The organism is bacterium (genome assembly GCA_035527515.1).
In the GTDB taxonomy this organism is placed as follows: Bacteria; B130-G9; B130-G9; order B130-G9; family B130-G9; genus B130-G9.
In genome coordinates this window covers 20,069-32,376 of the sequence record DATLAJ010000164.1, presented here as the reverse complement: position 1 = coordinate 32,376, position 12,308 = coordinate 20,069, and the positions used below count along the sequence as shown (strand labels likewise).

The window sequence follows — 12,308 nt, the reverse complement described above, 5'->3', positions numbered from 1 at the left end:
TGTCTCCCTCAGAAGGGCGGCTGGCCGCTACATCGTGTTCATTGAGTTGAGGAAATCTTCGTTGGACTTGGTTTTGGAGACCTTGTCAATCAAGAACTCCATCGCGTCGACCGGGTCATAGTTCTGCTGTAGGAAACGAGTTAGTATCCAGAGCTTCTGGAGCACATCCTTGGACACAAGAAGCTCTATCTTTCTCGTTCCCGACTTCTCGAAGTTGATGGCAGGATATATCCTGCGGTCAACCAGCCTCCTGTCCAAGTGCAGCTCCATGTTGCCGGTGCCCTTGAACTCCTCAAAGATAACATCGTCCATTCGGCTCCCCGTCTCGACAAGCGCGGTAGCGATAATGGTGAGGCTCCCGCCCTCCTCGATGTTCCTCGCGGCCCCGAAAAACCGCTTCGGCTTCTGAAGAGCGTTGGAGTCGAGCCCGCCCGACAGGACCCTGCCGCTAGGAGGCGCGACAGTGTTGTGAGCCCTGGCAAGCCTGGTGAGGCTATCCAAAAGGATACAAACGTCATGCCCCTGCTCGACAAGCCGCTTGGCCTTCTCAAGCACCATGCTGGCAACCTTCACGTGCCGCTCAGCAGGCTCGTCAAAAGTTGACGCGATAACCTCTGCGTTTATCGAGCGACGCATCTCGGTTACCTCCTCCGGACGCTCGTTGATCAGCAAAACGATCGGTATCACGTCCGGATGGTTCGCCGTGATGCTGTTGGCGATGGCCTGGAGCAGCATCGTCTTCCCAGTTCTGGGAGCCGCCACGATCAGGCCCCTCTGACCCAGTCCGATCGGCGTAATCAAGTCTATGATGCGAGTAGATATGTTGCCGTTGCCGGTCTCGAGCTGGATCTTCTGGTCCGGGAAGAGCGGTGTCAGATTGTCGAAGTTGATTGTCTCCTTGATCTTGTCGGGCTCCTGGCTGTTTATCGTCTCCACTCGCAAGAGAGCGAAGTAGTGTTCGTTCTCCTTGGGGGGACGGATCAGCCCGCCAACTGTGTCGCCCTTTCGCAGCCCGAACTTCCGTATTTGCGACGGCGAGACGTAGATGTCGTCAGGCCCAGGAAGGTAGTTGAAGTCCTGAGACCGCAGAAAGCCGAAGCCCTCGGGCAACGTCTCGAGAACACCCTCCGCAAAGATCAGCCCCTCTTTCTCTATCTGGGCAAGCATGATCTTAAAGATCAGCTCTTGCCTTGGGAGAGCGGCGGAACCATCAACACTAAGCTCCTGAGCGAGCTTCGACAGTTCCGAGGTCGATTTGGCTTTCAGCTCGACGAGGTTCATCGTCGGCCTGACGCCGCTCGGCATGTACCCAGTATCCTCTCGAACCTGATTCCTGGGCGGAACTGCCGCTGTTTCTACCTTCCTCTTTCGTGGTCTAGCCAATGTGATTTCCCCTGATTATTGTTGTGAATTGCTCGGACCCGCCAAATCAAAGGCAACACAGCCCAAGACCTAATGACCGAAACCAACGCCTAAGTGATCAGTCGATGAACGAATCGTGAAAAGCTATAAACACCCTCGCAAAGACCAAATCTTGAACCGACAAGCACTTAATTGCCACCATACCGGCTATATATCATCGGGACTCGGATTTCTGAAGGATAAACCTGACACAATACCACGATGGCAATACCTTGCCTCGATCGCGGCTCAGGCAGGCTATTTTCGTGTTTCTATCTTTAACTATCGGTTCTCAGTCCGATAAAGTCAAGCTGTTTTTTTGAGAGGGGTTTCCCCATTCTGTCCTGGAGTGGTTCAGGGCACCGCCTTCGTTTCAGGGGGCTTGACGCCGGCTGCGAATCCCCCTCGGCGCGCTCATGCGCGGCGTCCGGTCCGGTCCAATTCCAGCTGGGACCATGCAGAAGCAGACCCATATACCAAATAAACCGACGAGCCCCCGCTTAAGACCGGGCAAACTCCCGGCGCAGAATCCCCGCTCCGGTCAGAAACCATGCCGGATAGGCCGGACAGCCTCTACAACGTCATCACAAAGCCACTCCTGCGAGCGTTATCGCAGGCGTGCGCCTCAATCCAGGTCTGCTGAGGGAGACAGCTTCCCTTACGGCGTAAACGTGAACGGCGCCTCAACGATCTCGTCGATCAGCTCGCCGGTCTCGTTGGAGATGATGGCCGCCTTTACGAAATACTCACCGGCGGGCTCGAAGCCTCCGAAACTGTACTGGAACAAGTTCGCAGGACCCCAGAAGAGCTTATCCGGAAGCGCCCCCGTGAACGCAGGAGTAGGAGCGGTCGAGAACGTTGGCCAGAAGAAGAGCGTCTCATCGCCGGGCAGCTGAAAGGCTACGTAGATTGAGACGGCGCAGGGCGCCATGGGATTGTGAAGCTCGCCGTAAAGACTGAGCGTGTCGCCAGGGACGAAGTCCACTGTCGTGCCAGTAGTGCCCGTGAGATCAAGGTCAAGCCAGGGAATCGGGCTCTCATCGAGGCGCGAAAGCGCGGTGTCCGTGCAAACCCAGGTCTCGTTGTGAGGGGCGAAGGCAACGGATTCGATCGCCCCGGTCGCAAGGCCATCTGCGGGCGTAACGGGCCGCCATTCATCGTCGGCGAATCTCAGCGCGCCGAAGGACCCCGTTATCCACACGTCGCCTCGGGGGGAGACGAACATCCCTTGGAGAGTGCCCGTTATACCGGTGTCGAGCGGCCATTGCTTCAGGGAGCCATCCGCGTCAAGCCTCATAACTGTGTAAGAGGCGGGCGACCAGGAGGTCTGTATCAAAGCCCAGATACTGTGCTGGTCGTCAGAGGCGAGGCCCATTATGGTGCAGGCCGACGCCGCGATGGGCTGCTGGCGCCAGCTGCCCTCGCTGAAGATGTTCACGTCGATTGTGGGCTCCGTGTATGGAGAGCCGGCCCACGCCCAGATGTCGCCGTTAGCCGCGATGGCGATTCCATTAACGTCGTTTGAGGTAAGACCGTCCTCTGTGCTGAATCTCGTCCAGGTCTCGCTTTCCAGGCGATAGATGCCCATAGAGGAGCCGACCCAGAGGTTGCCGCTCACATCGAAAGCCATTGCCCCGCTAGGATTGAGTGGAACGTCGTCGCCCGGCAGCTTAAATGTGCTTCTCGATGCCAGGTCAAAGAGACTGAGATGGCCGGCCCGGCCGGTTAACCACACGCAATTGCGAGCCTGATCGTAGAACATCGAGGGGCTGCCGGATACTACTCCGGGCCTTTCTGCGCTGTACACACTCCACGAGACCCCATCAAAAAAGCCCCTGCCCCCGTGGTAGCTCTCAAACAGCAGGCCGTCCGGCGTCCAACAGGCGCACATCAGGTGGCCCATCGGGATACTGAAACTCATGGGCAGATCAGACCAAGTGTCGCCATCGAACGATATTATCCCCATCGAGCTCGTCGCCCACAGGACGTTGTTCGCATCGACCGCAGTGCTCATGATATCCACAACTTCGGCCCACGTCTCGGGCATGCCGTCCCCGGGGCTATACTTGGTCCAGGACTCGCCGTCAAACCGGGCCACGCCGTTATAGATGCCCACCCAAATCGAGCCGTCCGGCGCTTCTGAGAAACCAAACGGTGTTGACCGTGCGGAACCGACTGAGTATGAGGACCATTGGGCGCCGTCAAAGCAAACCACATTGTCCGAGCCCCCGTAGTTCGCTGCCCATATATTGCCCTCGCTGTCGCTGAATATCTCATAGTGAGCCTTTTCCTTCTCCTTTACCCATTGCTCCTCACCAAGTCGGAATATGCCCTTAGCGGTGCAGCACCACGCGGCATCGCCATTGTCCGTGACGCCCCGAATGGTTCCCTCGAGGCCGCTCTCCTCGCCATAGAACCTCACGAGCTGCCCGTCCCAAAAACTGAGCCCTTTGGCGCCTAAGGCCGCGGTCCAGACGTTATCGTCGCCATCTACGGCAAGGCAACCTATGCTGCTCTTGCCCAGCTGCTGCTGCGCCCCGAACGGCTCAAACGCTGCGCCATCGAAGAGCCACAGGCCCCGACTGGCGGTCCCCAGCCATTTTACGCCCCTGGAATCAATCGCAATGCAGCTGAGGTTGTTCTCCGGCAGGCCCTCGCCGCGCCGATAGACCCTCGCGGCGCGCGTGTTGACGTCAAATCGGTAGAGGAGCGCGCCCGCTGACCAGAGATGGTCGCCCTCAACGAGCAGCTTCCCATAGCCGTCCTCTTTCACGTAGTTCTTCCAAGTCTGACAGTATCCCGCTCCGCAAACGCACGCAAACAGAAAAAAGACCAACAGAATCGCCGTCCACCTAGACCTCGTCATTTCACTATCCCTCCATGTTTAAGAGACTGTCGTCAAGTTCTTCCCATTGCTGAGGGTTGGGGCCTCCCTAACTAACATCGCCAATGTGTTAGCCCAGCGTAAGTCTCTCCTGAGCCGGCTACTCTTTCTCCCCGTCCTCGTTCACGTTGAAGTAGTATTCGCCTGAATTGGGGTCTCGGCCGCAGCTCGAATCGAAGTGGTATGTGTATTCGCCGCTGCCCCAGCCTTCAAATTCGAAATCCACGTCTTTCCAATAGTGTTTGCATACCGGTGTGATCAGCTCCCACTCGGTCAGGGTGTAATCTGTCCAGTTACTGGAGCCCGGTGGCTTGATATACACCTTGGGACACTCCAAGCCCAGTTCCGTCACATCACCCGTCACCCCAAAGACGAAGACCCACGGCGTCGGTGTTGCGAAAACGGCACCATTGGAGAGGCAATCACTCTCGTCTCCACACTGCCCTGCAAGGGCAATAATCGCCCACGTTATTGCCACGCAAGCGACCAAACCAACAACTATGAGGTTTCTCTTTCTCATAACACACTCCTTGTCTTTTCTGAATAGGTTCTTCAACACTCCCGTCCCAAGCGCCTGTAAACTCGAGGCCCCAACCTCTCTTTTCTAAACGAGCTTATCATAACTGTACGTTTTTCTTATACACTTAGACATTATTCATGATGAAAGCAGCTGGCGGACATGTCAAGTGCTTTCTTGAGGAGTCGCCCTATTCTTCTCCAGACAGCCGGCTCGGAATGTCTAGGGCCATAACCCAGCTTCCCTTGTCATGGGGCCTTTCCCCGCGAGGGGATGGACGTGAGTAGCCGTAGGTGGAACCTACGGACAGGTTGTCCCAAACCTCCTCAAAAGCGACCCTGCAAAGGGTCGAACGATACCGTCAATCTCTGGATTTGTTCGACCCCTTTAGGGTCGCCAAGACGGATCTGGGCACACCCATGACCCCGCGTTTCACACGGGGCTACTCACGTTGCTCCCTTTCAGGGAGTTAAAACATCCTCCCTGTCAACCTCGATTCCAGTTTTTCCCTACCCACAATCGAGCCATAAAGGCCACAATGTCGGCGCTTGCAAAGTTTTTGGCAGTCTTGTAGGATTTTAATATCCAATCTTCTTTATATGCGCAGCCGGGCGGCCGCGACAAAACAATGGATAACGACGCTTATGAGAAAAACGAAGATAGTCTGCACAGTTGGGCCGGCCACAGCTAGCAGAGAGATGATCGCGGCGCTGGTGGACGCTGGCATGGACGTGGCCAGGATCAACCTTTCACACGGCACGGAGCAGGAGCACTCGCAGGTGGTTTCCGAGATTCGGCAGGTGGCGGAGGACACCGGCAAGCCGATCGCGATATTGATGGACCTACCTGGGCCGAAGATGCGCATCGGATGTTTCGAGAAGGAGCCGATCACGCTCACGAAGGGCGACAAGTTCAGGATCACCGTCGAGGACGTTGTGGGCGATCAAGAGCGAGTATCGATCGGCTATAAGCCGTTCGCAAAGCAGGTGAAGGCTGGCGAGCGGATACTCCTTGCGGACGGCGCCTTGCAGTTTGTGGTCGAGGGAACGGACGGGACGAACGTCGATTGCGTGGTCGAGGAGGGAGGGGAACTATCGAGCCACAAGGGGGTGAATGTGCTGGGGCCGTCGCTCGATATTCCGGCGCTCACTCCGAGGGACAGGGAGCTCATCGCGTTCGCTGTTCGCGTCGGTGTGGATTTCATAGGGCTTTCGTTCTGCCATCAGGCGAGCGACGTTCTCGATGCGAAACAGGCCCTGGCGGAGCTGCAATCGCACATCCCCGTTATCGCCAAGATAGAGAAGAAAGAGGCGGTCGATAGGATCGAGGAGATCGTTGACGTGGCGGACGGTGTGATGGTTGCCAGGGGCGATTTGGGCGTTGAGATACCGATATATGAGGTGCCGATCGCGCAGAAGAAGATCATCGCGTGCGCCAACGCGGCAAACAAGCCCGTGATTACGGCGACTCAGATGCTCAGCTCCATGGTCGAGAACCCCAGGCCTACTCGTGCGGAGACGACGGACGTGGCGAACGCGATACTGGATGGCACTGATGCGACGATGCTTTCTGAGGAGACGACCATCGGCAAGCATCCGATTGAGGCGGTCAAGATGATGGCGAGCATTGCTTCCTACACCGAGCCGCACGTATGTCCCATAATGACACGGCAAGATGAGGGCAGATGCAGAATCGATGCGGCGATAGGGCACTCGGCGGCGACCGCAGCCCACGATCTTGGCGCAAGCGCGATCGTGGCTTTCACGCGGACTGGCCGAACGGCTCAGCTCATCTCGCAGCACAGGTTGCCGATGCCCGTTGTCGCGATCACGCCGGACAGGACCACGCTGCGGCGGCTGAACATTCTGTGGGGTATTATGCCGATCCTTGTCGAGGAGATAATGAGCACCGACCACATGCTCGAGGTGGCGGAGCGAGTGCTGCTGGACCGGGGAATAATCCACAAGCAGGAGCTCTATATTGTAACGGCGGGGCTCCCGGCGTCCGAAACTACCCCCACGAATTTCATGCGCGCCGCCCGGCTATAGTGGTCGCCGGCCAGGAGCGTTCAGGTCTGAGGCCCGGGCCTCGAGCCGAACTTCCAGCGGGAACCTTATTGAATCTCTCCAAGAATCAGATTGAGCGAAGCGGGCAGAGACCTTTTGGACTGCGGTGGCTTGACACCGCTTTGGTTGGCGGTGACCTGGCACCGCCACAAGAGGCGATTGCACCAGCAACAAGTCATTGAGCAGACAGATTGACGCGTCAAGCCGCGTCAGGTGAAAGCGGTGTCAAGCCACCGCACTCCAAACCACCCAACAGGTGCAACTCACAAAGCAACAAGAGCCGCCACGATCGCCCAGTAAAGTGGCTGAATAGATTGCATCCGAAACGTCGATGACTTCAAATCTGATTCTGGGGGAATCTCAACTCCCTTGATGTAGATGGTGCTCGCAGACATCCTGCAAGAAGCAGCGGCCGCATCTGGGCGCACGGGCGAGGCAGACCTCTCGACCTATCCGGATGAGGTTCATGTGCAAGTTGTATCTATCGTCCTCAGGGACTGCCTGCTCGAGGAATCGCTGCAGCTGCTCGCGCGTGCGCGAGGCGTGGTCCAGACCGATCCTGCTCGCCACTCTGAAAACGTGAGTATCGACCGGGAATGCCGGCTTGCCGCATGCGAATAGCAGCACGCACGCTGCCGTCTTGGCGCCGACTCCTTTGAAGCCTGTCAGGAACTCATATCCCTTCTCAAGCGACATTGAGCAGACGAAGTCCATCGTGAGGTCTGGGTCGTTCTGCCTGACCTGGGGGAGCAGATCGAGGATGCGCCTCGTCTTTGTGGGGCCTAGCCCGGCGGTTTTGATAGTATCGAGAACCTCGCTGTAAGTTGCTGACAGCAGCATGTGCCATTGAGGGAACCTGTTCTTGAGCCGTCTGAAGGCTGCGAGAGAATTGACGTCAGTCGTGTTCTGGGAAAGGATCGTGAGAATAAGCTCGTCCAGCGGAGACCTCAAAGGCCTCCGTCTAGGCAAGCCTAAATTGCCCAGCAACCTCTGATTGACGAGCGAGATGAGGTTAGTTGGCCGCTCACCGCCCGTCATGTATTGCCCGCTCTATTGAGCCTCGGTAAGCGTGATCGTCTCGCCCGCGATTGCATCCCAGGGCTGATCGAACACATGCCCAGCCGGCGCCATCACGGCAAAGAGGCCTATGTTCTGGTCAATTAGCGGGAAGCCATAGAAAAAGCGAAGCGTCATTGCGTGAATTGCGAACGCATAGTTGTCATCAGCAAACGGAGCTGGGTCAAGAAGGCCGTGTGCGCCCGGAACCCAAGCACCGTCAACGTTGTATGAGAAGTAGCTGCCGTCCTCCAGCAAGAAAGCCAGAAAGAGGTCCGTATCCCCTACTTGGTACCCAAAATTAGTGTAAAGGCTGATGTAGGTGAACGCGTCCCCCCGATCGTACTTGTCGTTCCTGTTGCTGTCCGTGTATGGCTCGCGCTGATTGTCCCAGCGCCCGTTCTCGTTCAGGTCAGTGAACGGCTCACCATTGTCGTATCGCCCGTTGTAGTTCTCGTCGATATAGGGCTCTCCTCCGTCCCAAACGCCGTTCCCATTCTCGTCCGTGAAGGTCTCACCCTCGTCACACCTGCCGTTGTCGTTAGCGTCCTCGAACGGCTCGCCAAGGTCCCATCTTCCGTTGTCGTTGAGGTCCTCGTAATACTCGGCCACGTAATAAGTCTTGACGCCGTCTCCGTCCTTGGACGGTTTGGACAGCAAGATTTTGCAGACAGGGCCGACCTCCTTGCCTCCATAGACACCCATGTCGATGTCGGTGCCGTCGTAATTCGTCTCGGAAGTCTCATCTGGCATATCTGGGTCGCCTGTCCCGATACAAGGGGAACCTGCCGCAAGATGATAGTCGCCGTTCTCCGCATCGACGAATAGCGGGTCCTCGTCGGCTATCACGTTTGAACCAAGCTGGAGGTTATTTACGTCTTGGCCATTGTCATAGAATAGGCAGTAGTCGAGCCTTTTCCTCACCTGCGACTCTGCCCCAACGGCACATTCCGTGATCACGTTGTTCCTGAACCAGTCCACGTGATTGCCCTCATACCAGTAAACGCCCGTTGGGAAACCGACGATGACGTTGTTACGAATGGTCGGTTGTGCCATCCCCCCGACCACAAACCCGTACACCTCTGAGCCCGGAGCATTGTTGACTATGTGGTTGTTGCGGATGGTCGGCTCACAAGGCGTCAGGACAGCGTCCATCCTGCAATAGACGCCGGCGTAGCCGTTGCCCTCGATCCAGTTGTGCATCACACTCGCCTGACAGCCATTTTCGAGATACAGCCCATAGTACTCGTTATCGACAAGCCGGTTGTCGATTATGAGCGCCTTGGAGATGTCAGTGTTAAGGTTCTGGTCGTAGCTCGTAATCTGGCACTTGATGCCGGTCCGATTGCCCGTGCTCTCGCAGTTGATGGCCACCGAGACCTCTCCTTTGCCCCGGAAGCAGATGCCCGAGGCCTTGCTGTTTTGAATTGTAAGGTCCCGGATGATCGTGTAGGGAGCATTGACGATGAAAATATCGAATCCGCCCTTGGACCCATCGATGATCGTCTTGCCCGTACCCTCGCCTACGATCGTTACGGCCTCACGCTCCGGGGCCTTCGGGCCGATAGGGCTGATTGAGATCGACGTCTCATAATACAATCCTTCCCTAATAAAGACCGTATCCCCGGTATTCGCATCATAAACAGCATCTTGAATACTCAGGAAATCGTCCGGCACCGTTATCGTGCGGCCCTGAGTAACCGATGGCCAAACAAGCGCGCATACGAGCGCCGCAGCAAAAGCAAAATGTAATAGCTTCATAACAGCCTCCTATTCAAACTAGTGTCAGTTACAATTTCATTCGCATGATACGAGGCTGCCGATTTGTGTCAAGTCATTTCACCAGAGCTTCATCGAGCATCTATTCGGTAGGTGCGTATCGCGTTGGTTCAGGCCACTCGTGGTTCAGCCTCTTGAACACAAACGTGGATGTTGGGACTGTTTCGTAAATGTTCTCGAAATCATTGACAATCGTAAAGAGTGCCTTATCATTCTCATAACGGGAATCGTCTCCTGTTAATGCTTGGTGGAAAGTATGGAGAGGCACCTGCGACCAAAAATCTTTTGGAGGGATTTAAACATGAAAATGGCGCTTCTTCCGATGACTGTGTTGATGGTGGCAGCTTTGCTTCTGTCAGGATGTGCGATGGTTTTGAGCCCCGCGACAGGCTTTCTGTACTCTGACGTCAAGGGTCCCCATTCGGTAACTGCCAATGCGGACTACTCAAAGGTTGGGACCTCCGAGTGCACCTCAATCCTGGGGTGGATCGCGACCGGTGATGCTAGCATTAAGGCCGCCATGGAGAACGGAGGCATCACCAAGATTCATCACGTAGATTACAAGGCAGAGGTCATTCTGGGCGTTTATGCCAAACTAACAGTTATTGTTTACGGCGAGTAGTCAATCAAGATAAGTCGCAGGTGCCATCGCTCCCCCTCCTGACCTCTTGAGACATTCAGGCCACTGTCGCGGCCTGGGACAAGCATGAAGTATCGGTGATTATCGCATCTAAAAAGCCACCAACGCTCCGCGATACTACCCCCCTTCATCTCAGGAGTCGCAAAAGCGAGCAGAACACTGAAGATCAACTTAAGTGAACAGCATTGGGGCTAATCCTTGCACGTCTGATCTCGACGTCTGCCCTGAAATGAAAAGGGCCGGTCGAGGTCTCGTGAGCCTCGACCGGGGTTATGTCCTAAGACTTTGCTGTAAAAAAAGCAACGCGCAGCCAGTATCAAGCCCCATGAAACGAAAGCGGTGCCCAGAAGCACTCCAGGACAGAATGGGGGAAACTCCTCACATCGCGTGTGTTGACAGGACGGAGCGGCCTCTATACGATTCTGGCAGCGCTTTATGTCAAAGTGAGTTCGCTGGGAGAAGATAGGTGTCTGAAACACAGAACGACCGTGTGAGCGAAGAATTGGCCACGCCGAAGGGCGACGGGCAGGGACGGTGGCTTTCCATCCTTGTCGTTGTCTTGCTCTGCCTGGCCGGCGCTTTTGCCCTGGGGATGCAGATAGCCAACCTGCCGTCAGCGCTGAAGTATCGAGCCGAGAGGGCCTTAGCGGCGGGCGATTTCGCCACGGCAATGAAGCACTATATCAAGATTCGGCGCATCGAGCACACAAGCAAACCTTTCGAGCCGAAGATGCGTGATATCGCGCTCACGGGCATTGGACAGCACTATGAGCAAAGCAAGGAGCTCTTTAACAAAGGACAGATTCAGAATGCTTTGGCGGAATATACGGCGGCAATGGCGCTTTCAAACGATTACTTTTTTGTCTTTCCCTCGGATGAGTTCGGGGCGCCAAAGGAGGATAAGCTTCTGAAGCTCTTGGACACCATCAAAGATGACTCGTGCCTGATGGCGAAAGTCCACTCGTTGAGAAGCGAATGGGACAAGGCAAGGCCTCGCATGCAGGAATGTGAGAGGGATGCGCTGGACAAGTCCTCGGCGCTTTTTTGGGAGACCTATGTCTATCTGATTACATGGGACTGGGAGGCAGCGCCGCAAGTCATAGAGAAACTAATGAAGACTTCGGGCATGGGTTCTCTGTTGGAGGGCTTCGGGAAACAGGCGAACAGCAAGAAGGTGGTCGAGACAACGCTTAGGTCTCTCGTGCCCAAGAAGCTCTGGCCGATCTGGACGCTTGCCGGACAGCTCAAGTGGTTCGAGCTTGCTCAGATTGTCGAGCGAATGGGGATGGAGCTGGTCCATCCCGGCAATGACAAGATCGGCTCGACTGGCGTCGCTGCACCTTGCGACATCGTTGTTCGCAGCGCCGGCAAGGACCACGGCGACTATGGCAACATCGTCGTCAATGGGGTTGATGTCGCGACAGGTCTTAGGGGCTACAATCTCGTGGCTCTCGAGCAGAAGTCGGGGGAGCTTCTCGTATCGGACCACTTCGACACAATCAAAGACAAGGGCGATAATCAGCAGCTTAGGCAACGCATCAGAAAGCTCCCTGCCGGGGCCATCGTGATACTGGCAGCCAAGGGCAAGACGAAGGTCGAGACCGATCTACTGGAAGCGTTTAGAGGGATCGGCGCCACGTTCGCCATGACCGAGCCCGACCGATACCTTTGGTCGCACTGCGCAATCGGTGTTAAGGGCGCACCGGCCGGCTCTGCGCTCGAGATGCACTGCCGAGGGGCATCTTTTCTCGAGGTATGTGGTCCAACGGATTTCGGCTCAGATGAGATGTCAATCAAGGCCTATATGAGGAAGAAGGCCGCTTTCGACCATCGTCCTGTGATCTATCTATCAGGCAAGGAGCTTGGCAGCGAGCTATTGTTCGCGGCCCCCTGAGGAACGGGCGGCCAGCGGCCCCTCGGTCAGAGCGAGAGGGCTTGGTCGAGGCCCGCTAAGCGGCAGCTATG

At 56.2% G+C, this 12,308-nt stretch carries 8 protein-coding genes; 3 read left to right on the top strand and 5 right to left on the bottom strand.

Translation table 11 applies throughout. The annotated features are described in order from the left end of the window. Positions 1 to 27 precede the first annotated feature (27 nt). The 3 genes from rho to VM163_13345 all read right to left on the bottom strand — a co-directional run bounded on the left by rho (position 28) and on the right by VM163_13345 (position 4,805). On the bottom strand, positions 28 to 1,281 hold the full coding sequence (gene rho / locus VM163_13355; GenBank protein ID HUT04868.1) for a transcription termination factor Rho: 1,254 nt from the start codon (positions 1,279 to 1,281) through the stop codon (positions 28 to 30). Positions 1,282 to 2,059: 778 nt separating this feature from the next. Further along, the gene (locus VM163_13350; GenBank protein HUT04867.1) at positions 2,060 to 4,267 is read right to left on the bottom strand and encodes a hypothetical protein; all 2,208 of its coding nucleotides are present in this window, start codon (positions 4,265 to 4,267) and stop codon (positions 2,060 to 2,062) included. A 118-nt stretch (positions 4,268 to 4,385) separates the two neighbouring features. Then, on the bottom strand, positions 4,386 to 4,805 hold the full coding sequence (locus VM163_13345; GenBank protein HUT04866.1) for a hypothetical protein: 420 nt from the start codon (positions 4,803 to 4,805) through the stop codon (positions 4,386 to 4,388). Positions 4,806 to 5,446: 641 nt separating this feature from the next. On the opposite strand from VM163_13345, the gene pyk reads away from it, so the two are divergent. Continuing rightward, entirely contained in the window at positions 5,447 to 6,850 is a 1,404-nt protein-coding gene (gene pyk / locus VM163_13340) for a pyruvate kinase (GenBank protein HUT04865.1), read from the top strand. Between the two features lie 378 nt (positions 6,851 to 7,228). Here pyk and VM163_13335 read toward each other — a convergent pair whose 3' ends face one another. Then, a complete protein-coding gene (locus VM163_13335; GenBank protein ID HUT04864.1) occupies positions 7,229 to 7,819 on the bottom strand; it encodes an endonuclease III in 591 nt (196 codons plus the stop codon). A gap of 99 nt (positions 7,820 to 7,918) precedes the next feature. Then, positions 7,919 to 9,685 (bottom strand): right-handed parallel beta-helix repeat-containing protein, encoded by a 1,767-nt coding sequence (locus VM163_13330; protein HUT04863.1) that lies wholly within the window; start codon positions 9,683 to 9,685, stop codon positions 7,919 to 7,921. A 319-nt stretch (positions 9,686 to 10,004) separates the two neighbouring features. Between VM163_13330 and VM163_13325 the strand changes: the two genes are divergently transcribed. Both VM163_13325 and VM163_13320 read left to right on the top strand, forming a co-directional pair. Then, positions 10,005 to 10,325 (top strand): TRL-like family protein, encoded by a 321-nt coding sequence (locus tag VM163_13325; GenBank protein ID HUT04862.1) that lies wholly within the window; start codon positions 10,005 to 10,007, stop codon positions 10,323 to 10,325. A 484-nt stretch (positions 10,326 to 10,809) separates the two neighbouring features. Continuing rightward, positions 10,810 to 12,237 (top strand): interleukin-like EMT inducer domain-containing protein, encoded by a 1,428-nt coding sequence (locus VM163_13320; protein ID HUT04861.1) that lies wholly within the window; start codon positions 10,810 to 10,812, stop codon positions 12,235 to 12,237. Positions 12,238 to 12,308 lie beyond the last annotated feature (71 nt).

Coding starts and splice junctions, on each gene's coding strand:
- rho (HUT04868.1), bottom strand. CDS start 1,281: ATGAACCTCGTCGAGCTGAAAGCCAAATCGACCTCGGAACTGTCGAAG.
- VM163_13350 (HUT04867.1), bottom strand. CDS start 4,267: ATGACGAGGTCTAGGTGGACGGCGATTCTGTTGGTCTTTTTTCTGTTT.
- VM163_13345 (HUT04866.1), bottom strand. CDS start 4,805: ATGAGAAAGAGAAACCTCATAGTTGTTGGTTTGGTCGCTTGCGTGGCA.
- pyk (HUT04865.1), top strand. CDS start 5,447: ATGAGAAAAACGAAGATAGTCTGCACAGTTGGGCCGGCCACAGCTAGC.
- VM163_13330 (HUT04863.1), bottom strand. CDS start 9,685: ATGAAGCTATTACATTTTGCTTTTGCTGCGGCGCTCGTATGCGCGCTT.
- VM163_13325 (HUT04862.1), top strand. CDS start 10,005: ATGAAAATGGCGCTTCTTCCGATGACTGTGTTGATGGTGGCAGCTTTG.